Origin of the sequence: Streptomyces axinellae, from assembly GCF_039532135.1 — a bacterium.
Classification (GTDB): Bacteria; Actinomycetota; Actinomycetes; order Streptomycetales; family Streptomycetaceae; genus Streptomyces; species Streptomyces axinellae.
This window is the reverse complement of record NZ_BAAARJ010000005.1, coordinates 250,203-273,039: the sequence shown is the minus strand read 5'-3', so window position 1 is coordinate 273,039 and position 22,837 is coordinate 250,203. Positions and strand designations below refer to the sequence as shown.

The following is a 22,837-nucleotide window of genomic DNA, read 5'->3' as shown; positions in this document are numbered from 1 at the left end:
TCTGCCCGGCTCCGGCCGGATGCTACGAACCGGTGGAGGAGCCGCTGGGCTTCTTGCAGCCCTGCTGATTGGCCATCGACTTGCCCAGTTCGCCGGACTGGAGCTTGCTGAGGGCCTTGTCCCCGCTCTTGCCGAGGGTGTCCAGCTTGCTGGCGACGCCCTTGAGGCCCTCGGCGAACTTCGACTGGTCCTTGGTGTCGAGCTTGTCGACAGTGGTCTTGAGACCGGCGTACTGGGTCGAGAGGCTCTTCAGCTCCTTGACCGCGTCCTTCTGGAGTTTCTCCCCGCCGTCCACGGGCGGCGCACCAGCGCCGTCCACCGCGCCGGCCAGCGACTTGTAGGCGCCGGAGATCTTCTGGAAGGCGGCCGAGTCGGTCTTCTTGACCTCCTCCGAGGACTGCTTCTGCTCGGATGCCTGGTCGATCGAGGAGTTGGCCTGCTGGATCTTGGTGACCTGCGGCTTGACCTCGTCGCAGACCTTCTTGGCCCAGTCGTCCGTCTTCTTGCCGCTGTCGTCGCTGCAACCGGTCAGCGCGAGTACGAGTGCCGCACCGCCGGACAGTGCAGCCGCAAGCTTCTTGTTCACCGGATCGGTCCCTTCCATGGCTGTTCGGCCCGGAACATACACGCCGGGGAGGGAGTGGCGACGAGTCGTCAGTTTCTTCCGTCCCCGATTACAGCCATTTGCACCAAAAGCACGTACCGGCATCGCGGGCGACCTCCGCCCGGCGCGCGGCGGCGCGCACTGCCGCACACAAGAGGGCGGGCAAGGCGCCAACGCGCCCTGCTCGCCCTCCAGTTGACCTGCGGCGCCGCGTCCGTCACCGGTAGCGGTACGCCGCGTTCCGGCTAGGAGGCGGCCACTGGATCGGAGGGCTTCGCCACCCGATCGGTGTTGCCTTCCTCACCAACGGCGATCCCGCGCCGCTTGGAGATGTATACGGCGCCGACGATGACCACGACGGAGACCGCCGCGACCACGACCCGCACACCCACGCTGCTGTCCGCGCCGAAGCTGAACTGCACCACGGCGGGCGCGATCAGCAGCGCCACCAGGTTCATGACCTTCAGCAGCGGGTTGATCGCGGGGCCCGCGGTGTCCTTGAACGGGTCACCGACGGTGTCGCCGATCACGGTGGCCGCGTGGGCCTCGCTGCCCTTTCCGCCGTGATGACCGTCCTCGACCAGCTTCTTCGCGTTGTCCCAGGCGCCGCCCGAGTTCGCGAGGAAGACCGCCATCAGCGTGCCCGCGCCGATCGCACCGGCCAAGAACGCCGCCAGGGCGCCCACCCCGAAGGTGAAGCCCACGAAGATGGGCGACATCACGGCGAGCAGTCCCGGGGTGGTCAGCTCGCGCAGGGCGTCCTTGGTGCAGATGTCCACGACGCGCCCGTATTCGGGCTGTTCGCTGTAATCCATGATCCCGGGACGCTCCCGGAACTGCCGCCGCACCTCGTAGACCACCGAACCGGCCGACCGGGAGACGGCGCTGATGGCCAGGCCCGAGAAGAGGAAGACCACCGCCGCCCCCAGCATCAGCCCGACCAGCGTGCTGGGCTGCGCGATGTCCACCAGCTCCAGCATCTTGCCGGCGCTCTGGTCCGCGCCGTCCAGCGCCTTGGCCAGCTCGGTGCGGTACGACCCGAAGAGCGCGGCGGCGGCGAGCACGGCCGTGGCGATGGCGATGCCCTTGGTGATGGCCTTGGTGGTGTTGCCCACCGCGTCCAGGTCGGTGAGCACCTGGGCGCCCGCGCCCTCGACGTCGCCGGACATCTCCGCGATGCCCTGCGCGTTGTCGGATACCGGCCCGAAGGTGTCCATGGCCACGATCACGCCGACGGTCGTCAGCAGGCCGGTGCCCGCGAGCGCCACCGCGAACAGCGCCAGCATCACCGTGCCGCCGCCGAGCAGGAAGGCCCCGTAGACGCTGAGACCGATCAGGAGGGCCGTGTAGACGGCCGATTCCAGGCCGAGCGAGATCCCGGACAGCACGACGGTCGCGGGCCCCGTGAGCGAGGTCCTGCCGATGTCGCGTACCGGCTTGCGGGTGGTTTCGGTGAAGTATCCGGTCAGCTGCTGGATCAGCGCCGCCAGGACGATGCCGATGGCGACGGCGACGATGGCCATCACCCGCGGGTCCCCGTCGTGGCCGAGGATGTCCTGGGCGTTCTCGCCCGCGACACCCTTGAGGTCCGCGTAGCTGGACGGCAGGTACGCGAAGGCGGCGACGGCCACCAGCACCAGCGAGATCACGGCCGAGATGAAGAAGCCCCGGTTGATCGCGGTCATCCCGCTGCGGTCCGACCGGCGAGGCGCGACGGCGAAGACGCCGATCATCGCCGTGAGCACGCCGATCGCCGGAACGATCAGCGGGAAGACGAGCCCCGAGTCGCCGAAGACGGCGGTACCGAGGATCAGCGCGGCCACCAGCGTGACCGCGTAGGACTCGAACAAGTCGGCCGCCATACCGGCGCAGTCGCCGACGTTGTCGCCCACGTTGTCCGCGATGGTGGCGGCGTTGCGCGGGTCGTCCTCGGGGATGCCCTGTTCGACCTTGCCCACGAGGTCGGCGCCGACGTCGGCGGCCTTGGTGAAGATGCCGCCGCCGACCCTCATGAACATCGCGATCAGCGCGGCGCCGAGACCGAAGCCCTCCAGCACCTTGGGCGCGTCGGCCGCGTAGACGAGCACGACGCACGCGGCGCCGAGCAGCCCGAGGCCGACGGTGAACATGCCGACGACCCCGCCCGTACGGAAAGCGATCTTCATCGCTTTGTGCGAAACGGTGGTCAGGTCGGCGGCGGGTTCCCCTTCCGCCGGGGTCGCCTCACGCGCCGCAGCCGCCACTCGTACATTGCTGCGCACCGCGAGCCACATACCGATATAGCCGGTGGCCGCCGAGAAAGCGGCACCGACCAGGAAGAACAGTGACCGGCCGATCCGCTGTTTCATATCGTCGGCGGGCAGCAGCATGAGCAGGAAGAAAACAACGACCGCGAATACGCCGAGGGTGCGCAGCTGCCGCGCGAGGTAGGCGTTGGCGCCCTCCTGCACGGCCGAAGCGATCTTCTTCATGCTGTCGGTGCCTTCGCCGGCGGCGAGCACTTGTCGTACCAGCACCACGGCGACGCCGAGCGCTGCCAGCGCGACGACCGCGATCACGATCGCGAGTCCCCGGTTGCCACTGGTCAGTTCTGCGGCGTCAGCGAGGTGCTGGGGGTTCTGAAGTGGGCTGATATGCCCCGCCATTCGTCCTCCTTGACGTTTGGCACATGGGCGCGCGCAAGCACGCTCAGGCGTCCTGCTGCAAAGATGTGGACGGATTGTAGGGAGCGCCACTAGATCAAAACAGAGCGCAGCAGCGGGAATTCGCCCCGAACAGCGAAGATCAGCCGCGCATGAAGCTGCCAATTCGCTCGCACGAGGGAAGCCGCAAATTCAACTGACGCCGAAGAAATGATCTCTCGAACGATCAAGAGGACCGGAATAACCCCTGGTCAGTAATGAACGACGAAGATCGAAAAACATGCGGGAGGGGCGGCGGAATCCGCACCGAAGATCAAAAAAGCCCACCGCAAGCACGCCGGGCACATGGCGCGGACCGTCGGCACGGGGCCCGGAATCGATCACCCCTGGACGCACCCACCAGGGGCCCGGGGGCCGGAGTTCAGCTCCCGGCCGCCCCCTTGCTCAGCGCGTCCATGAAGAGCTCGACGAGCGGACGGGCCTGCTCTTCGGTGCCGTGCTGCACGGAGTAGGCGATGCCGCCCATGAGAAGCAGGACGTTGTCGGGGGTGACGTCGGTCCGCAGGCTGCCGTCCCGGGCACCGGCCGCGAGGAGGGTGGCGACGGCGTCCGTCAGGAGCGCACGGCTGTCCGAGTACGGGTCCATTCCGGAGGCGATGACCGCATTGAGCGCTTCGGACATACCGCTCTTGGCCGTCGCGTACTGAATGAAGTGCTCCATCCACCGCCGGGTGGCCTCGGCGGCCGGGTGCTGGGCGAGGAGGGCGTTCACCTTCTCGCACACATGCGTGAGCTGGCGCCGGTAGGCGGCGTCGATGAGGACTTCGCGGGTCGGGAAGTGCCGATAGAGCGTGCCGACCCCGACGCCCGCCTGCTTGGCGATGGCGGCGGGCGCGGTATCCAGCCCCCGCTCGGCGAAAACCTGGGCGGCGACCTCCAGCAGGCGCTCCCGGTTCTGCAGCGCGTCGCTCCTGGTGCGGCGGGGGGTGGCGGGCACGCGTGCTCCTCCGGGATCGCTCCGGTTGCCTTCCGGAATCCGTTCCGTTTAACTTTAAGCGGAACGGATTCCGGTAACACTTTACTCCAGGAGACCCCCATGCCCGCTCCCGCCGAGAAGGCCGTACGCCGCTGGTTCATCACCGGCGCCTCCGGCGGCCTGGGCCGCCACCTCACCGAGCACGCCCTCCGCAACGGCGACCACGTCACGGCCACGGTCCGCCGCCCGGCAGCGCTGCAAGACCTGCACGAGAGGTACGGCGACCGGCTGACCGTCCAGATCCTCGACCTCACCCGGCCCTCCGACGTGGAACAGGTGGTCAGCGGGGCTCTCCGGTCGGGGCCGGTGGACATCGTGGTCAACAACGCCGGGTACGCGGTGGTGGGCGCCGCGGAGGAGATGACCGCCGGGCAGATCCGCGACCAGATCGAGGTGCTCCTCGTCGCACCGATGATGATCACCCGGGCCTTCCTGCGGCCGATGCGCGAACAGGGCGGCGGCAGGATCATCCAGATCTCCAGTGTGGGCGGCCAGGTCGGCATCCCGACGCACAGCTCCTACCACGCGGGAAAGTGGGGACTGGAGGGCTTCACCGAGAGCGTCAGTCGCGAAGTCTCCGACTTCGGCATCCATCTCACCCTGGTCGAGCCGGGTGCCACCCGCACCGGTTTCGCCTCGGCCCTGAACTACACCACCGAGACGGCCGCCTACCGCGACAATGCCGTCGGCCGGGCCCGGCGGTACCTGGAGAGCGCCGACGAGAGCGACTTCACCGGAGACCCGGCCAAGCTCGCCGCCGCCGTCTACGCCACGACCCGCCACCCGAGCCCGCCGCTGCGCCTGCCCCTCGGCTCCGACACCTACGGCGCCGTCCACGCGGCACTCACCGAGCGTCTGACCGCGCTCGAAGCCCAAAAGGATCTCGCCGGCTCGGTCTCCTTCACCGACTGAGACACCCGCAAAACCAGCACGCCGTAGTCGGCGGATGTTCAGGCGTCAGATGTCAGGACATCCGGCAGCAGCACGTCAGACGCCGCCTATCAGCGCATAAGACGCCAGGTATCAGTGCCCCAGGCGTCAGTACGTCAGACGTCGAGCGTCAAGGAAGGACGGGCTCGGGGGTGGTGGGCCAGCTCATCCGGATCACGCCGCCGTTCTCGTCGGCCGAGACCTCGACGTCATCGACGAGCCCGCTGATCACCGCGAGCCCCATCTCGCCGTCGCCCTCGTCCTCTTCGGCGACCGGCTCGGGAATCTCGTTCCGCGCGCCCGGCATCAACGCGCCCTCGGCCTCCACCAGCCCCTCGCCGGTGCCGCCGGCACCGGAACCCGAACCATTGGCCGACCCGGAACCGTTCCCCGATGCCGTAGGAGCACCCAGGGTGTCCCCGGGCATCGTGAAGCGCGGGTGCGGCGCCTCGTCACCGACCTCGATGGAGAACTTCTTCTCGTCCTCGATCAGCGACACCCGCACCGGGCTGTCCACGCCATTGCTCATATGGAGCCCGACGGCACGCGTGCACGCCTCACCGACGGCCAGCCTGACCTCGTCGAGCACTGCTTCGTCCACCCCGGCGCGCCGCGCCACGGCGGCGGCCACCAGCCTCGCCGTCCGGACATGCTCCGGCAGCGCGCTGAAGAGCAGCTCTACGGTGGCCATCCATCCCCCTCGGTCTTCCCAGTGTGTCTGCGGGGCCCGCGCCCGGGGACTCGGAGAGCCGGACCCCAGCGACCGCGTTCCAGTCGTCAGCCGGTCCGCCGCCGCCCGCCCAGGTAGGGCGGACAGCGGCTCCGGTACCTCAGTCGGTGGCCGCTACGGCCTCGTCGACGGACGAATGAATCGGGAACACCTTGGTCAGACCAGTGATACGGAAGATCTTGAGAATGCGCTCCTGATTGCACACCAGACGCAGGGAGCCCTCATGGGCACGCACCCGCTTGAGCCCGCCGACGAGCACACCCAGGCCGGTGGAGTCGAGGAAATCGACCCCCTCCATGTCCACGACGAGGTGGTAACTGCCGTCGTTCACGAGCTCGACAAGCTGCTCCCGCAGCTTGGGCGCGGTGTATACATCAATCTCGCCCCCGACCTCGACGATCGTGCGATCGCCTACGGTACGGGTCGACAGGGACAGGTCCACGGATCCTCCAGCACCTTGCTATCGAGCGGTCAGCCCCCTCGGTTCTCCCTCCCCCCTGCCTGACGGAGGGAGGTGCCCCCAAAGGCAGGGGACGGATCGGCAGCCGCAGAGGCATTCAATCACTTACCAGCAGGGGAGTACGACGCCTTGCGGCCATTGTCCGTCTCGCCAGTGACACACTCGGTACCGATGGCCAACGAACAGCACACCCGGTCCGCGAGCGTACGCCCGCGAGCCGAGCCTGGGCGCTCGGCTTCCCGCGGCAACCCTCGCGACGTGCTCGATCGTCTCGCCAGGGGGGCGGACCGCGCTGGGCGCATCACCCATACGGAGCACTTGCCCCCGCGGAACGGTCGCCATGCAGAATGGCCCGACCAGATCCGGCCAGAAGTGATCGAGGCCGTGCGCGGTGCGGGTATCGAGCGACCCTGGGAACACCAGGCGCAGGCCGCCGCCCACGCCGTGGCGGGCGAATCCGTGATCATCGCCACGGGCACGGCCTCCGGGAAATCCCTCTCCTACCTCGTTCCGGTCCTCAGCCACCTGCTCGACGGCTCCGAGGCGCCCAACGGCCGGGGTACCACCGCGCTGTACCTGGCCCCCACCAAGGCCCTCGCCGCCGACCAGCGCCGCGCCGTCACCGAGCTCGCCCGCCCCCTCGGCACAGCGGTACGCCCCGCGGTCTTCGACGGTGACACTCCCGTCGAGGAGCGCGAGTGGGTGAGGCTGTACGCCAACTACGTCCTCACCAACCCGGACATGCTCCACCGCGGCATCCTGCCCGGCCACGCCCGCTGGTCCTCCTTCCTGCGCGCTCTGCGCTACGTCGTCATCGACGAATGCCACACCTACCGGGGAGTCTTCGGCTCGCACGTCGCTCAGGTCGTCCGCCGACTGCGCAGGCTGTGCGCCCGCTACGGCGCCTCCCCCGTCTTCCTCCTCGCCTCGGCCACCGCCGCCGCACCCGGCGAGGGCGCGGCCCGGCTCACCGGTGTGCGGCCCGTCGAGATCACCGAGGACACCTCGCCCCGCGGTGAGACGGTCCTCGCCCTGTGGGAGCCGCCGCTGACCGAACTGGAGGGCGAACGCGGCGCGCCCGTGCGCCGCACCGCCACCGCTGAGACCGCCGAGCTGCTCACCGACCTCGCGCTCCAGGACGTGCGCACCGTCGCCTTCGTACGCTCCCGGCGCGGGGCCGAACTGGTCTCCCTCATCGCGCAGGAGCGCCTCGCCAACGCCTCGGCCAATCCGCCGGCCAGCACCTCCGCCGACGCTCCGGCCGACATCCCGGCCCCCCGCGTCCCGAGCGCCCCGCCCGGCACCGGGCGGGGCGGAGGGCTGTCGGCGCGGATCGCCGCCTACCGCGGCGGCTACCTCCCCGAGGAACGGCGGGCCTTGGAGCGCGCTCTCCACACCGGTGAGCTGCTGGGGCTGGCCGCCACCAATGCCCTCGAACTGGGCATCGACATCTCAGGGCTCGACGCCGTCCTCATCACGGGATATCCGGGCACCCGTGCCTCGTTCTGGCAGCAGGCCGGGCGTGCCGGACGGGCCGGTCAGGGAGCGCTGGCCATTTTGGTGGCCCGCGACGAGCCGCTGGACACCTACCTCGTACATCACCCCGAATCTCTCTTCCAGACCCCCGTCGAGTCCACCGTTCTCGACCCGCACAACCCGTATGTGCTCGCGCCCCACCTCTGCGCAGCCGCAGCCGAGATCCCGCTCACCGAGGCCGACTTCACCCTCTTCGGACCGGAGACCGGCCAGCTCGTCCGCAAGCTCGAAGAGCGCAAGCTGCTCCGTCGCCGGGGCTCGTCCTGGCACTGGACCCGCAAGGAACGCGCCGCCGATCTCACCGACATCCGTGGCGGCGGGGGCCGGCCCGTCCAGGTCGTGGAGGAGGACACGGGCAGACTGCTGGGCACCGTCGATGCCTCCGCCGCGCACACGACCGTCCACGACGGTGCCGTCCACCTCCACCAGGGCCGCACCTATGTGGTGCGCAGGCTCGATCTGGAGGATTCGGCCGCACTCGTCGAGGAGGCCAGCCCGCCGTGGACGACGATGGCCCGGGACACCACCTCGCTGGCCATCCTGGAGACCGACCAGGAGGTTCCCTGGGGTGAGGCCAGGCTGTGCTTCGGCTCGGTCGAGGTCACCAACCAGGTCGTCTCCTATCTGCGGCGGCGCCTGATGACCGGCGAGGTCCTCGGCGAGACGAAACTGGACCTGCCTCCCCGCACGCTGCGCACCCGCGCCGTGTGGTGGACGGTCACCGAGGACCAGCTCGATGCCGCCCGGATCAACCCGGAGATCCTCGCCGGCGCCCTGCACGCGGCGGAGCACGCCGCCATCGGAATCCTGCCGCTGTTCGCGACCTGCGACCGCTGGGACATCGGCGGCGTCTCCATCGCCCTGCATCCCGACACCCTCCTTCCCACGGTGTTCGTCTATGACGGCCAGCCGGGCGGCGCGGGCTTCGCCGAGCGGGCCTTCCACACCGCCAGGGAATGGCTGACTGCGACCCGCGACGCCATCGCCGCCTGCGAATGCGAGGCGGGCTGTCCCTCCTGCATCCAGTCCCCCAAGTGCGGCAACGCCAATGACCCGCTCCACAAGCGCGGCGCCGTCCGTGTGCTCACCGAACTCCTCAAGTCCGCGCCTTGACGCCTCTGCCCTGCGCTCCTCCGCTCTGCGCACCTCTGCGTCGCCTTGGCCTCCGGCGACTGGCCGGGGGTCTCGCTAACCGCACGGGCGGCCTTGCCGACCTGCGGCTCGGTATCTTCGCAGCGGCCCGCGCGGCACTCCCGGCTCGCCCCTCCATGCCCGGTGCTGTCCGCTGCGTCCGTGCCGCCTCCCGGGACCGAGCCGGTTCCGTCGGCGCGCGCCGGGCCTGCGCGGGACCGCGCCCGGGAGGCCAACGGCCCCCAGCGCGTGCGCACGTCCAGGTCCGCGACCTGACCGCGGACCGCGCACCGTGCCACCCGCGCGTCCTGGGCCCGCGCTACTCGTCGAGCCGTCGCGCAAGCTCTCACCTCGCCGTACAGCGCACGGTCGGCGGCGGCGAGCGCCGCCAGGTCGGCCGCCGCGCCGGCCCGGTGGTGAACGGTCACGGCCTGGCCCAGCGCGAGCACCCCGCCGAACACGGAGCACAGCGCCAGCGCGGCCAGCGCGCCCCACACCGAGGCCGAACCCCGGTCACGGTCCCCCGCGCGCCACAACCGCGCTCTCGTCCCCGGCTTCCGCCTTCTCCCCGGCTCCGGCTCCGGTCCCGTCACCCGCGCTCCTCTCATTCAGCGCCACCGCCTCCGACTTCAGCTGCACTGTGAGCGGCCCCGGACCAGCGGTCCGCACCCGCACCACCACCCGCACCAACTCGCCTTCTCTGGCCACCTGGGTACGGGCGCCCGAAGCCGCAGACCGCACCGCGTTCTGCACCGTCGATACGGGCTCCCCACGTGCGGCGGCCCGCGCTCCGGCCCGCGCCGCGTCCACACACTGGATACGCACAACCGCCGCCATCAGGCCCCACAACAGGCCCGCCATCAGCAGCACCAGCGCCGGGATCACCACTGCGGCCTCAGCGGTCACATAGCCCGCGCTCAGGTCCGCTGCCCACCGGCCGCGCCGTCCCGCCACCGTGCCCTCGTACCGGGCCTCGTCCCGCCGCCTTCTCCGGACCCCGCACTGCCCTTGTCGTCTCCGCAAACCCCCGTGCACGGCCGCCTCCTCAGAACGGTCCGCTGAGGGCCCGCATGATGAGCCCTCGCATCTCGTCACTGACCGCACCGCTGGAGACGATCTTGTAGAGCACGGTCGCCAGCATGACCGCCGCCAGGGTCCCTACCGCGTACTCGGCCGTGCTCATTCCCCTGTCCCCAGCCCTCCTCCGCGCCTCGCGCGCCCTCTGCCACAAGTTGCGAACCTTCGTGAACATCGCTTCCCTCTCCCTCCTTCGGTCCAGCACTTCAGTCGCCTCCTCGCCGAGTCGTCCCCACCGAGCCGTCCACCCGCCAAGTGGCCGTCTCACCACAGCGACTTCGCGAGCCCCAGCACCACGGGGACCACTCCGATCACCAGGAACGCGGGCAAGAAGCACAGCCCCAGCGGTCCGGTGACCTGTACCGCCGCTCTCCTTGCCCGGCCGGTCGCCGCACGCGCCTCACGACCGCGCAGCTCGGTGGCCAGCCGGGTCACAGACTCCACCGCCGGGACCCCGGCCGTTCCCGCCCGCTCCATGCACCGGGCGAACTCCTCGCCCCAGGGCCGCTTCGCGAACCGCCCCCACACCGCGTCAGGTTCGGCCCCGAGCCGCAGCTCGGTCGCCGCGCTCGTCAGGCGCTCGCCCAAGGGCCCGCCCAGTGAGCCGCCCACGGCTTCCGAGGCCCGTTCCGGCCCCGCTCCGGCCGCCAGGCAGGCGGCCATCAGGTCTGCCGCGAGCGGGAGTTGCTCCCGCGCGGTCCTCTCGTCGGCGTCGTCGCTCTCCCCGGCCAGCGAGCGCCCTCTCAACCACCGCCACACGCTCCCCGCGGCCACCACGCCAACGAGCAGCCCGAATCCGCCTCCGACCAGTTGCGCTCCCAGCATTCCGGCGCTCAGCACCCCGGCTCGCTCCAGCACCCTTCTCTCGCGCAGCCACTGCTCCCAGCCGCGCGCCGACTTGGGACCGGAGGCCGGCCCTTCCTGCCGTCCCCACCCCCGGCCCCGGCCCGGCGCGGCTCTCCACCGCGCCCTCGCGTCCGCCCATACGCTCGCCACCGCGGGAGCGCCGTCGAACAGCCCCAGCGCCCGTCTGCGTACACCTGACTCGCCGCGTAGCGCCACCACTACCCCGGTCACGCACCCCGCGGCCGACAGTACCGACACCCACATCCACACCCTGGGGACAAGTCCGCCCGCTCCCAGTCCGGCAGCCCCCAGCCCGGCCGCCGGCCCGGAGGCCGCGAGCCACTCCGGCCACAGAGCCCCATCCAGCGCCCTCATGCCTTCAGGCTCCTGTTCGCGCCCTCCGCCCTGCGGACGATCCAGGCCACCCAGGCCAGCCCGGCACCCTCCAGCGCGGCCCCCACCACCAGGCAGGCGAGCCCGGCGGGACTGTGCAGCAGCACCTTCAAGGGGTCAGCGTCCATGGCCGAACCGAGCAGCAGCCCGAAGACGGGGAGCAGGGCCAGGACGAAGGCCGTGGAGCGCGGGCCCGCCAACTGGGCCCGCAGGTCCTCCCGTTGGTCCCGGGCCGCGCGCAGTGCGCCGGCCACCCGGTCCAGGCCCTCGGCCAGCCCCGCACCGCCCTCGATGGCCACCTGCCAGCAGGCCGCGACCCCGGCAAGGCCCTCGGCGCCCGGCTCGCGTGCCGCCTCGCGCAGCGCGCCCGGCACATCGCCGCCGAACCGCGCTGCCGCCAGCGCTGCCGAGCCCGCGTCTCCGAAGCGCCGGACCACGGCGGCATCCCCCGCCAGCAGCGCCGCGTCGGGCTGTCGCCCGGCACGCAGCTCGCCCGCGACCGCGGCACACAGCTCGATCACGGCCGCCTCCCGGTCGAGCGCCGCTCGTCCCGCCTCGTTCCTGGACAGCCATCCGCGCACCAGCGGCGCCGCCGCGAGTCCGGCGGCCAGCGGAATCCAGGACCTGCCCAGCACCGCCAGCAGCACGGCCGCGGGCAGGCACCACCAGGCACGGCCCAGGCGCACCCCGAACCGGGCGCGCACGCCCTCCGTAAGGTCCCGAAGCCAGCCGGGCGGCTCGAACACGCGGCGTGGACCCGGCGTCTCACCGGCACCGGCCAGCAGCAGCCGGGCCCGGCTCGCCCCGTCGTCGCGTCCGGTCATCAACCACGCCGCGGCTCCGGCGCAGGCCATCGCCGCATAGGCCGAAGAGACGACCGCCGATTCCGTGCCGGGCAGCAAGGTGCCCGTCGTCGCCGTGATCACGCGCTCCTCCTGCTCGTGCCGGACCGAGGGCCACCGGCGATATCGCCCGGCCGGGTGCGGGGTTCGGCGGGGCCGGGCGGTGCGCCCCTCGCGCAGAGCAGTTCGAGCCGCTCCCAGCCGCGCTCCTTGACGAATCCGGCGCTCCGCCTGACGGCCGGGTTCTCCGTGCCCTGCCATACGGCCGCGGGGACAGTCGTCACCAGCCCGTTCCGGTCCCGCTCCAGCACGTGGATCTGCGCGATGCGCCGTTTCCCGGAGCGCCCCCGTACCAGGTGCACCACCACATCGAGTGCGGCGGCCAACTGGCTGTGCAAGGCTGCCCTGTCGAGCCCGGCGGTCGTCCCGAGCGCTTCCAGACGGGCGGGAACATCGTCCGCGGCGTTGGCGTGCACGGTTCCGCAGCCGCCCTCGTGGCCGGTGTTCAGCGCGGCCAGCAGGTCGGTGACCTCGGCTCCCCGCACCTCGCCGACGACCAGCCGGTCGGGGCGCATCCGGAGGGCCTGCCGCACCAGGTCGCGCAACTCCACGCGGCCCACGCCCTCTTGGTTGGCGGGCCGGGCCTCCAGTCGCACCACGTGCGGGTGGTCGGGGCGCAGTTCGGCGGAGTCCTCGGCGAGCACGATGCGCTCGGCGGGGCCGACCAGCCCCAGCAGCGTGGACAGCAGTGTCGTCTTCCCCGAGCCGGTGCCGCCGCTGATCATGAAGGAGAGCCGGGCATCCAGCATGGCGCGCAGCAGCCGCTCGCCGCCGGGCGGCACCGTGCCCGCCGCCACCAGTTCCCCGAGCCCGAAGGCACGGTGCCGCACCACCCGCAGAGACAGGCAGGTCGATCCGACAGCGACCGGCGGCAGCACCGCGTGCAGCCGCGTGCCGTCCGGCAGCCGGGCGTCCACCCAGGGCCGTGCGTCATCCAGCCGCCTGCCCGCCGAGGTCGCCAGCCGCTGTGCGAGCCTGCGGACGGCGGCGGCGTCGGGGAAGCGCACCCGGGTGCGCTCCAGACCTCGGCCCCGATCGACCCACACCTGGTCGGGTGCGGTCACCAGCACATCGGTGACCTCCGGGTCTGCGAGGAGGGCCTCCAAGGGCCCCGCGCCGACGAGTTCGGAGCGGAGGGCCTCGACCACCCCCAGTACCGCGCTGTCCCCCAACAGCCGGCCCTGGGCGCGCAGCGCCGCCGCGACCCTGGCAGGGGTGGGCTCGGCCCCTGATTCGGCGAGGCTGCGCCGTACAACGTCCAACAAGTTCGCGCCCGAGCCGCCGATCCGGTGCCCGGCCCGCTCTTCCCTGCCTGCGGTCTCGGGACGGCTGCCCGTGCCGGAGAATTCCAGGAAACTCACGCGGTCACCTCTCCCCCGCTGAGCACCCGCGCCCAGAACTCGCGGCAGAAACGGGCGAGGGCCCCGTCCTTCGCGAAGCCGGGCGGCAGCCCCTTGTCAACGCTCTCCAACAGGCCACGTTCCCAGGGCAGTTCTCCGACCAGTGGCAGACCGAGCAGCCGCGCGACCTCCTCGTCGTCCAGCCCGGAGCCATAGCCGCGCTCTGCGTCGGGGCCGCCTGGGGCGCGCACAACGGCCCGCAGGTCGCGCACCACCAGCTGCACCCGGGTGACCATCCGGTGGGCCGCCGCCACGGCTCGCAACTCGGCCGGGACGACGGCGAGCCCGAGGTCGAGTTGGACCAGTGCTTCGGCCACCGTCTCGTCCATCTGGCGGGGCAGATCGACGACGACCACGCCGCCACGCCGACGGGCCGCGCACAGCACGGACTTCATCGCGTCGGCGGGGATCAGCGCGGTCTCGCCACGGTCCCAGCTGAGCACGCTCAAGTCGTGCAGCCGGGGCAGCGACTCGGCGAGCGCCGCGCCGCCCACCCGACCCCGCGATTCCGCGAAGGCCGGCCAGCGCAGCCCCTCGGCGCGCTCGCCGCCGAGCAGGACATCGAGGCCGCCGCCGAGCGGATCGCCGTCGATCAGCATCGTGCGCTCCCCCTCGCGCGCCGCCGTGACCGCCAGGGCGCACGCGAGCGTGGAGGCTCCGGCCCCACCCCTGCCGCCGATCACACCGACGGTCAGCGCCGGGCGGCCCATCTCCTCGGAGGCGTCAGCGATGCGGCCGGTGAGCCAGCTCTCCGCGTCGGGCAGCATCACCACGCCCTCGGCTCCGATCCGCGCTCCGCGCTCCCACACCCCCGAGTCGTCCAGGTCCTTGCCGACGAGCAGGACTCCTGGCCGCCGCAGGGCCACTCCGCTGTCCGCCCCAGCCCCGCCGTGGCGGTGCCTGTGGCGGTGATCGTGGGTGTCGTCCTGTCCGCCGAAGCCCGGCGCCCGGGCGCAGTCGTCCCCCACCAGCACCAGGGGGGCGCGCTCCCATGAGGCCGCGCCGCCCCAGGATGCCCAGCCGGCACCGCTCGCGGGGGCACCATGGGCGACCTCCGCCTCGGCTCCGGCGGCTGCGCACAGTCGCAGTAGGTCATCGAGGAGTTCCTCGTCCTCGGTGACAATCAGCACGTTTTCAGCCAAGATCCCGACCCCCTTCACACGGCGCCGACTCGCGTCCGCAAACGCCTGCGGACAACGCCGGGAATCACCGTGCGGCGAACCGGGAAAACTTGTGGATCATGGTCCAAAACTGTGGACAACCGGGGAGCTGTGAATAACTCGCTCACCCAAACCGGTGACTGCCGGAGAGCAGCAAAACGATTACACTCGGTCACAGCTCGGAGGAATCACGGAGTCCGTCTCCGAGAGATCAAAAAAGCCCCGGCCGACTGGGGCCAGGGCGAAGAGATACCTCCGGACATGCGACGACCCCCGCCGGGGGGGAGAGCGGGGGTCGTCCCCACGGCCGACTCGGGGGGGGAGGAGTCGGGCCGGGTTAGCACGGTCGCGAACGATCCGTGACTTCCATGGTGTACCCGAGAGCCTTCTCAGGCAAACCCACGCGCCCCAGCTTACGCCGAATGGTTGGCGCCTATGCTCGATGTCGTGGAAAACCTAGCGATGCCCCGCACAGCCGCCTTCTTCGATCTGGACAAGACGGTCATTGCGAAGTCGAGCACGCTCACCTTCGGCAAGTCCTTCTACCAAGGTGGCCTGATCAATCGGCGCGCGGTGCTACGGACCGCTTACGCGCAGTTCGTATATCTCCTCGGCGGAGCCGATCACGATCAGATGGAGCGGATGCGTGAGTACCTCTCGGCGCTGGCCCGGGGCTGGGATGTGGGACAGGTCAAGGAGATCGTCGCCGAGACCATCCACGATCTGATCGACCCCATCATCTACGACGAGGCGGCCTCGCTCATCGAGCAGCACCACATGGCCGGCCGTGATGTCGTCATCGTCTCCACCTCGGGCTCCGAGGTGGTCGAGCCCATCGGCAAGATGATCGGCGCCGACCGCGTCGTGGCGACCCGGATGGTGGTCGAAAACGGCCGCTTCACCGGCGAGATCGAGTACTACGCCTACGGGCCGACCAAGGCCGAGGCCATCCGTGAACTGGCCGGGTCCGAGGGCTATGACCTGGCGCGCTGCTACGCCTACAGCGACTCCGTGACCGACCTGCCGATGCTGGAGGCAGTGGGGCATCCGCACGCCGTCAACCCTGACCGGCCACTGCGCAAGGAGGCCCTCGCGCGCGAATGGCCCGTGCTGTCCTTCTCACGGCCCGTACGGCTCAAACAGCGCATACCCTCGCTGTCCATGCCGTCCCGGCCCGCCCTGGCGCTCACAGCCGTCGCCATAGGTGCCGCGGCGACCGCGGCGGGCCTCGTATGGTTCAACAATCGCCGCTCAGTACGTGCCCTCTAGCGATTTCGCCGCATACAAGCGGGCTCGGGCAATTTAGCGCTGTACACCCGCTTTTGAAGAGAAAAGTAAAGAACTGCGGGCGGGGGTTCCACTTGAGGCCCGTCGAGAGTACAAAGGAATTGACGGCCCGCGAGACCGGCGGCATCCGAGAGGATCCCGTTGAACGCACAGGCCCCACGGACCGCATTGCATGAACATCGGGCACCCACGCGACGCACAGCCCGCGATCGGGCAGGTTCCAGCAGGAATCGGGCGAAGTCCCGTCCTGATGGACGAAAAGTGGAGCACGCACTGGTAACCCGTTGGGCATGCCAGCGGCGGCATACGCTCTGAGGCGGTGCCGCCGCATTTCCGTTTTCACCGCCCCGGGACAAGGCACGAAAGGCCCCCGCACAGCGCTTCAGCATCCGCATGGCGCTCCCCCGAGGTAATACGCGGCGCTGCCCAAACGGCTCCCGTACGGCATGCGATCAAAGCGCGTCTCTCTGTCGCACTCGCACGTGGGCCTGCCTATCGCAGCGGATCCGCCTGTTTCAGCGCGTGTACAGCCGCGTATACGACTCGTACGCGCGTCCCCGCGAGCGCCGACAGGTGCAGCACACCGGGCGCGCTCGGTAATTCGCGATACCCCGGTACGCCGGAAGCCGCTCAGGCCGCGCCGCGCTGGAGTGCCTCGCAGACGGCTGTGCTCTCCCGCACTCCGAGCCCGACCGCGCGCCCGCAGTGGGCGATCCACTCGACCATTCCCTCCGGCGTTCCGGAGGCGTAGCCGTGCAGGGCCTTCAGATACGCGTCACCGCCCTGTTCGGCCTGGCCCACCTCGGCCGGGCAGATGGCCTTCGGGTCCAGACCGCTGCCGACCAGCACGACCCGCTCGGCGGCGCGGGCCACCAGTCCGTTGCGGGAGCCGAAGGGGCGCAGCACCTGAAGCTCTCCGTGCACCACGGAGGCCGTGACCAGAGCCGGGGCCGTGCTCCCGGCCGCCACCAGCTGGGCCAGGCCGTCGAGCCGGGCGGCCACCTCGTCCGCGCCGGGCAGCTCCAGGCCCAGGTCCGGGCCTTCCACCGGCTCTCCGGCCCGCCGGGGACGGCCGACGCTGTCGTCGGGTGCGGCGCCGCCCGCGGCCACCAGGTGCAGCCTGGCCAGTACGCGCAAGGGCGACTGCTGCCAGATGTCGAGGAGCTGTCCGGCCTCGGCGGTCACGCGCAACGCGGCCCCGACGGCGCGGGGCTCCTCACCGGTGCCGAAGTCGCTGCGCCGCCGCACCTCCTCCAGCGCCCAGTCGGCACCCTCCAGCGCGGCGGAGGCGCGGGCTCCGCGCAGGGCGGCCTCGGCGCTGACCTCGCTGCTGCGGCGGCGCATGACCCGGTGCCCGTAGGCCCGGTCCACGGCTGTCCGCACGGACTCGACGGCTTCCGGCACGCCGGGGAGCGCGGCGAGCGGGGCCAGCGGGTCGGCCGGGGTGGCGACGGGCGGCGGGGGGCTGCCTGCGGGGCGAGCGGTACTCATGAGTACGACCCTACGCACCCTCTGGAGGGCCCCACCGGCCGATAACCCCTCGATCGAGTGGTCTTCTTCACTCGATGGTCCCGTTCACGGCCTCGGCCCGGCATACGCTGTTGAACATGAAGATCGCTTTCGTAGGGAAAGGCGGCAGCGGGAAGACCACGCTGTCCTCGCTGTTCATCCGCCATCTCGCCGCCCGCGGCGCGCCCGTGGTCGCCGTGGACGCGGACATCAACCAGCATCTGGGGGCCGCGCTGGGGCTCGACGAGGACGAGGCCGCCGGGCTGCCCGCGATGGGCGGCCAGCTGCCGCTGATCAAGGAGTACCTGCGCGGTTCCAACCCACGGATCGCCTCCTCCGACACGATGATCAAGACGACGCCGCCCGGAGAAGGATCCCGGCTGCTGCGCCTGCAAGAGGACAATCCGGTCTACGAAGCGTGCGCGCGGAGCGTCGCACTGGATGGCGGGCGGATCCGGCTGCTGGCGACGGGCCCCTTCACCGAGTCGGACCTGGGAGTGGCCTGCTACCACTCCAAGACGGGGGCGGTGGAGCTGTGCTTGAACCATCTCGTGGACGGGCGCGGGGAGTTCATGGTCGTCGACATGACGGCGGGCAGTGACTCGTTCGCCTCCGGGATGTTCACCCGCTTCGACATGACCTTCCTGGTGGCCGAACCGACGCGCAAGGGCGTCTCGGTCTACAGGCAGTACAAGGAGTACGCACGGGACTTCGGCGTGCCGCTGAAGGTCGTGGGCAACAAGGTGCAGAGCGAGGACGACCTGGACTTCCTGCGCCAGCAAGCCGGGGAGGACCTGCTGGTGACGGTCGGCCATTCGGACTGGGTACGCGCCATGGAGAAGGGCCGCGCCCGCCCCTTCGCCGAGCTGGAGGAGCCCAACGCCCGCTCCCTGGAGGCGCTCTACGAGGCCGCCGACGCGGTCTATGAACAGCGCGACTGGGAGCGCTACACGCGCCAGATGGTCCACTTCCACCTGCGGAACGCGGAGAGCTGGGGCAACGCGAAGACCGGAACCGACCTTGCCGCGCAGGTCGATCCCTCCTTCATCCTGCGCGAGGAACCCGCCCCCCAGCCGGCCTGAGACCCGACCCGTCCGAGCCCCTGACCCGTCCGAGTATCCGGCACACCCGGGACCGCTCCCCGTCCGCCCCGCCCCGGGCCAGAAGGCCGGGGTGGACGGGACGGGGACGGGCCGGGCGGACCGGTGAAGCCAGATGGACCGGCGGGGCCGGGCGGCCGGACGGGGACTGCTGTCTCCCGGCCTTCTATCCCCGCGGCTTCGCCACGGTCAGGAAGGAGCGCCAGCCTCCGGCGGGCTTCTCCCCCACTTCCAGGGTGCGCAGCTTGGCGAGGACGCGCGGGTCCTGCGCATCGAGCCAGTCGGCGAGTTGCCGGAAGGAGACGCAGCGGACGCCCTTCTTGGGGCAGACCTTCTTCATGACGTCCTCGACGGCATCCATGTAGACGCCGCCGTTCCAGTCCTCGAAGTGGTTGCCGACGATGAGCGGCGCCCGGTTGCCCTGGTAGGCGCGCCGGAAGCCCTGGAGCAGTCCTTCGCGCATCTGCCATTCATAGGTGGGCCGTCGGGACACGGGGCCGTTGACGGTTCCGGACTGGTTGGCGAGGAAGTTGTAGTCCATCGAGAGCGTCTCGAACTTCCGGCCCGGCACCGGAACCTGCTGGAGCGGCATGTCCCACAGCCCGTTGCGCTTGGCCGGCCACACCTGGGTGCCGTTGCCGCTGGAGTCGTAGCGGAAGCCCATCTCGCGCGCCGCCTTCAGAAGGTTTTCCTGGCCTTCCAGGCAGGGGGTGCGGCCACCGACCATTTCCCTTCGATAGTTGAAGGGAAGCGCGGCGGCGCGCTTCCATCCGGTGGTCGTCTTCCAGTTCTGAACGAACCAGCGGGCCTGTCTGATCTCGCTCTTCCACTGTTCGACCGACCAGGACCCCACCCCGCCGGGGCCGCAGAAGTGCCCGTTGAAGTGGGTGCCGATCTCGCTGCCGTCTAGCCATGCCTGGCGGACCTGCTTGAGGGTGGCGCGGACGTTCTTCTTCTTGAGGTAGCCGATATCGGAGGCGCCTCGCGCGCGCCCGGGCGGGAAGTAACGTTTCGCCTGGTCTTCCGGGAGCGCGTAGACGCCGCTGAGGAAGTAGGTCTGCGCCGCGCCGTACTTCTTACCCGCCCTGCGGAAGCGGGAGAAGAGCTTCTTGTTGTCCTCTCCCGCTCCGTCCCAGGAGAAGACGACGAACTGCGGGGGCTTCTTGCCGGGGGACAGCTTGCGCGGGTGGGGCTGGAGTGGCTGACGGCCCGTGAAGGATGTCGAACCGTCCCCGATGAGCCGGGCCTTGATCTGGGGCCTCGCTTCGGGGGCCGGCCTCGGCGCGTCGTCCGGCTTTCCCGTCGAAGCGCCGTCCGAACATCCGCTCACAGCCAGGGACAGCGCCAGCGCCGCCAGGACCGTCGCGGTGAGAGCGGGTCGTCTTCGCGTGGCTGTCATCGGCTCACCTCGTCCTCTCGCCTCGTCTCGTCGGTCACCGGTCGGGACCGGCGATGTCACGGGAACAAAAGTGACATGAGACTTTAAACAGACAAATAGGACAAGCGGCTTTTTTCCCTCGTTCACTCGATGGATGGAATCGAGCAACCAGGCGCCACCCCGGGCTTCTCCAAGGCTTTACTTGTCATTACGATCCATTTACTTCCGCTTGGGAGTAATCAGAAAGTCACGCACTGTGCATCCATCGAGGGAGACGCGATGTCCGCCCGCACCCCCGCGCATCGCCACGACCCCGGGCGCCCCCAAGGCCCCCCCGCGCACAAACGCTGGTCAGCAGACCTCTCCGCCTCCGCCACCGTCTTTCTGATCGCCCTGCCGCTCTCCCTGGGCATCGCCCTGGCCTGCGGCGCCCCGCTCCAGGCCGGGCTGGTGGCCGGGGCGGTCGGCGGGCTGGTCTGCGGTCGGCTGGGCGGTGCGCCGCTCCAGGTCACCGGCCCCGCCGCGGGCCTGACGGTGATCACCGCCGAGCTGATCCAGCTGTACGGATGGCGCACCACGTGCGCGCTCACCGTCGCGGCCGGGCTGGTCCAAGTCGGGCTCGGGTTCCTGCGGGTGGCCCGTGCGGCGCTCGCCGTCAGCCCCGCGATCGTGCACGGCATGCTGACCGGGATCGGCGTCACCATCGCGCTCGCCCAGTTGCACGTCATGCTCGGCGGCGACCCCGACAGCTCGCCGGTCACCAACGCGCTGGAGTTGCCGGGGCGGCTGGTGGCGGTCCAGCCGGCGGCGCTGTCGATCAGCGGGCTGACGGTGCTCGTGCTGCTGGTCTGGCCATGGCTGAAGGCGCACGGCGGGTCGGTCGGAGCCGGCCTGGGGAAGGTGCCGCCGGCCCTGGCCGCGGTGGGTCTGGCCACCGCGGCGGCCTGGCTGGCCGGCATGCGGCTGCCGCGCGTCGATCTCCCTTCCTGGCGCACCCATGCCCTGCCCGAGCTGCCGGAGGGGCCGGTACTGCCGCTGGCCTCCGCCGTGCTCACGCTCACCCTGGTGGCCACCATCCAGGCACTGTTGTCGGCCGTGGCCGCGGACAAGCTGGCGGCGGCGCGCGGTGGGCGGGAACGAGTGCCGCGCAGCGATCTGGACAGGGAGCTGCGGGGGCACGGCGCCGCGAACGTGGTCTCCGGGATGCTCGGCGGCCTCCCCGTCACCGGGGTCGCGGTGCGCAGCGCGGCCAACATCTCGGCGGGGGCCGTCAGCCGCAACTCCGCCATGTTGCAGGGGCTGTGGGTGTTGCTGGCAGCCGGGCTGCTGGTGGGGGCGCTGGAGCTGATTCCGCTCGCGGCACTGGGCGCGCTGGTGATGGTCGTGGGCGTGCGGATGGTCAACCCCGGCCACATCAAAGAGGTGAGCCGGCACGGCGAGGCCCCGGCATTCTGGATCACGACCGCCGCGGTGGTGCTGCTCGGTGTGCTGGAAGGGGTCGCCATCGGGGTCGCGGTCGCCGTCGGGATGGCGCTGCACCGTCTCGCGCTCACCCGGATCTCCGTTGAAGAGGGCGAGACGGAGGCACGGGATGAGACGGAGGCGCGGGCGGAGGCAGGGGGCGCGCGGGGGGTGGGCGTGCACCTGTTGGTCGTACGCGGGCAGTTGACGTTCTTGGCGGTGCCACGGCTGAGCCGGGCGCTGGCACAGATTCCGGAAGGGTCGAGGGCAGTAGTGGAACTGAAGGGGTCGTTCATGGATCACGCGGCATACGAGGCGCTGGAGGGCTGGCGGGCCACGCACACGGCGGCGGGCGGGGAGGCGGAGGTGCGGGGCCGCGCCGGGCAGCGCCTCGCGGAGCCCGGCGACTCGCACGCCTGCACGCCCTGGACGCCGTGGCGCAACCATCAGTGCACGCGCGCGCACACCGAGGACACGAGCGGGGGCGCGGGCGCGGGGGGAGCCGGGAGCGCGCGAGGGAGCGGGGGCCGTCACACCGCACGCAAAGCCCAGTTGCTGGGCGGGGTGCGCAACTTCCAGCGGACCACGGCACCACTCGTACGCGAGGAGCTGGCGCGGCTGGCCGAAGAGGGGCAGCGGCCCTCCCAGCTCTTCCTCACCTGCGCCGACTCCCGGCTGGTCACCAGCATGATCACCTCCAGCGGCCCGGGTGACCTCTTCACGGTGCGCAACGTCGGCAACCTCGTACCGCTGCCCGGCGAGGAGACCGGGGACGATTCGGTGGCGGCGGCCATCGAGTACGCGGTGGACATCCTCAAGGTCGAATCGGTGACCGTGTGCGGTCACTCGGGGTGCGGGGCGATGCAGGCGCTGGCTTCCAGCACCGCTCAGGGGCATGCGGGCAGTTCGCCGCTGACCCGCTGGCTGCGCCACGGACGGCCCAGCCTGACGCGGCTGTCCGCTCGCGGCGAGTCGGCGCCCCGTATCGCCGACCGGGAGACGGCGGACGGGACGGAGGCGCTGTGCCTCGCCAACATCGTCCAGCAGCTCGAACACCTGGCCGCCCACGAGTGCGTGGCCCGCCGCGTCCGCGAAGGGGCCCTTGAGCTGCACGGCATGTACTTCCATGTGGGCGAGGCTCAGGCATACGTACTGGACCTGGACGGCACAGAGGTCGCGCCGGCGGTCTTCGCCGCCGTACGCCCGGATCCGGTGGCGGGCTGAAGGGCGCTTCCGGGCGGGCGGGAGCGGCGTC

18 protein-coding genes and 1 pseudogene are annotated in these 22,837 nt (G+C 70.9%); 5 read left to right on the top strand and 14 right to left on the bottom strand.

Translation table 11 applies throughout. The features are described from left to right. Window positions 1-22: 22 nt before the first annotated feature. From ABD339_RS09650 to ABD339_RS09640, 3 genes are all read right to left on the bottom strand, one after another. Window positions 23-586: a small secreted protein gene (locus ABD339_RS09650; protein ID WP_344564205.1), complete on the bottom strand. Its 564-nt coding sequence runs from the start codon at window positions 584-586 to the stop codon at window positions 23-25. Between the two features lie 263 nt (window positions 587-849). Continuing rightward, a complete protein-coding gene (locus tag ABD339_RS09645; protein ID WP_344564204.1) occupies window positions 850-3,249 on the bottom strand; it encodes a sodium-translocating pyrophosphatase in 2,400 nt (799 codons plus the stop codon). Between the two features lie 418 nt (window positions 3,250-3,667). Beyond that, window positions 3,668-4,243: a TetR/AcrR family transcriptional regulator gene (locus ABD339_RS09640; protein WP_344564203.1), complete on the bottom strand. Its 576-nt coding sequence runs from the start codon at window positions 4,241-4,243 to the stop codon at window positions 3,668-3,670. 99 nt (window positions 4,244-4,342) lie between these two features. On the opposite strand from ABD339_RS09640, the gene ABD339_RS09635 reads away from it, so the two are divergent. Beyond that, a complete protein-coding gene (locus ABD339_RS09635) occupies window positions 4,343-5,194 on the top strand; it encodes an SDR family oxidoreductase (RefSeq protein ID WP_344564202.1) in 852 nt (283 codons plus the stop codon). 148 nt (window positions 5,195-5,342) lie between these two features. On the opposite strand, the gene ABD339_RS09630 is transcribed toward ABD339_RS09635, so the two are convergent. Together ABD339_RS09630 and bldG are read right to left on the bottom strand one after the other, a co-directional pair. Further along, window positions 5,343-5,903, bottom strand: a complete 561-nt coding sequence (locus ABD339_RS09630; RefSeq protein WP_344564201.1) for an ATP-binding protein — start codon at window positions 5,901-5,903, stop codon at window positions 5,343-5,345. A 139-nt stretch (window positions 5,904-6,042) separates the two neighbouring features. Further along, window positions 6,043-6,384 (bottom strand): anti-sigma factor antagonist BldG, encoded by a 342-nt coding sequence (bldG, locus tag ABD339_RS09625; protein WP_016473000.1) that lies wholly within the window; start codon window positions 6,382-6,384, stop codon window positions 6,043-6,045. Between the two features lie 72 nt (window positions 6,385-6,456). On the opposite strand from bldG, the gene ABD339_RS09620 reads away from it, so the two are divergent. Further along, window positions 6,457-9,051: a DEAD/DEAH box helicase gene (locus tag ABD339_RS09620; RefSeq protein WP_425575940.1), complete on the top strand. Its 2,595-nt coding sequence runs from the start codon at window positions 6,457-6,459 to the stop codon at window positions 9,049-9,051. Window positions 9,052-9,332: 281 nt separating this feature from the next. Here the strand turns inward: ABD339_RS09620 and ABD339_RS09615 are convergent. From ABD339_RS09615 to ssd, 7 genes and pseudogenes are all read right to left on the bottom strand, one after another. After that, window positions 9,333-9,677, bottom strand: a pseudogene (locus ABD339_RS09615) (Rv3654c family TadE-like protein); the annotation flags it as partial. Continuing rightward, on the bottom strand, window positions 9,583-10,023 hold the full coding sequence (locus ABD339_RS09610; RefSeq protein ID WP_344564197.1) for a TadE family type IV pilus minor pilin: 441 nt from the start codon (window positions 10,021-10,023) through the stop codon (window positions 9,583-9,585). The gene ABD339_RS09610 and the pseudogene ABD339_RS09615, both read right to left, overlap by 95 nt. 91 nt (window positions 10,024-10,114) lie before the next feature. Next, on the bottom strand, window positions 10,115-10,321 hold the full coding sequence (locus ABD339_RS09605; protein WP_344564195.1) for a DUF4244 domain-containing protein: 207 nt from the start codon (window positions 10,319-10,321) through the stop codon (window positions 10,115-10,117). Between the two features lie 89 nt (window positions 10,322-10,410). Then, the gene (locus ABD339_RS09600; RefSeq protein WP_344564193.1) at window positions 10,411-11,367 is read right to left on the bottom strand and encodes a type II secretion system F family protein; all 957 of its coding nucleotides are present in this window, start codon (window positions 11,365-11,367) and stop codon (window positions 10,411-10,413) included. Further along, on the bottom strand, window positions 11,364-12,239 hold the full coding sequence (locus tag ABD339_RS09595; RefSeq protein ID WP_344564448.1) for a type II secretion system F family protein: 876 nt from the start codon (window positions 12,237-12,239) through the stop codon (window positions 11,364-11,366). The genes ABD339_RS09600 and ABD339_RS09595 overlap by 4 nt, the downstream gene beginning before the upstream one ends. Window positions 12,240-12,307: 68 nt before the next feature. Next, complete coding sequence (locus ABD339_RS09590; RefSeq protein ID WP_425575947.1) at window positions 12,308-13,552, bottom strand: TadA family conjugal transfer-associated ATPase; 1,245 nt, start codon at window positions 13,550-13,552, stop codon at window positions 12,308-12,310. A 92-nt stretch (window positions 13,553-13,644) separates the two neighbouring features. Beyond that, on the bottom strand, window positions 13,645-14,829 hold the full coding sequence (ssd, locus tag ABD339_RS09585) for a septum site-determining protein Ssd (RefSeq protein ID WP_344564191.1): 1,185 nt from the start codon (window positions 14,827-14,829) through the stop codon (window positions 13,645-13,647). Window positions 14,830-15,282: 453 nt separating this feature from the next. On the opposite strand from ssd, the gene ABD339_RS09580 reads away from it, so the two are divergent. Then, a complete protein-coding gene (locus ABD339_RS09580; protein ID WP_344564189.1) occupies window positions 15,283-16,116 on the top strand; it encodes an HAD family hydrolase in 834 nt (277 codons plus the stop codon). A gap of 648 nt (window positions 16,117-16,764) precedes the next feature. Here the strand turns inward: ABD339_RS09580 and ABD339_RS09575 are convergent. Continuing rightward, the gene (locus ABD339_RS09575) at window positions 16,765-17,625 is read right to left on the bottom strand and encodes a Fic family protein (protein WP_344564187.1); all 861 of its coding nucleotides are present in this window, start codon (window positions 17,623-17,625) and stop codon (window positions 16,765-16,767) included. Between the two features lie 116 nt (window positions 17,626-17,741). Here ABD339_RS09575 and ABD339_RS09570 point away from each other — a divergent pair, with 116 nt between their 5' ends. Beyond that, window positions 17,742-18,725, top strand: a complete 984-nt coding sequence (locus tag ABD339_RS09570; protein WP_344564185.1) for an ATP-binding protein — start codon at window positions 17,742-17,744, stop codon at window positions 18,723-18,725. Between the two features lie 184 nt (window positions 18,726-18,909). Here ABD339_RS09570 and ABD339_RS09565 read toward each other — a convergent pair whose 3' ends face one another. Continuing rightward, window positions 18,910-20,142, bottom strand: coding sequence for a polysaccharide deacetylase family protein (locus tag ABD339_RS09565; protein WP_344564181.1), 1,233 nt, complete (start codon window positions 20,140-20,142; stop codon window positions 18,910-18,912). A gap of 258 nt (window positions 20,143-20,400) precedes the next feature. Between ABD339_RS09565 and ABD339_RS09560 the strand changes: the two genes are divergently transcribed. Further along, complete coding sequence (locus ABD339_RS09560) at window positions 20,401-22,806, top strand: SulP family inorganic anion transporter (RefSeq protein WP_344564180.1); 2,406 nt, start codon at window positions 20,401-20,403, stop codon at window positions 22,804-22,806. The last annotated feature ends 31 nt before the right edge of the window (window positions 22,807-22,837 follow it).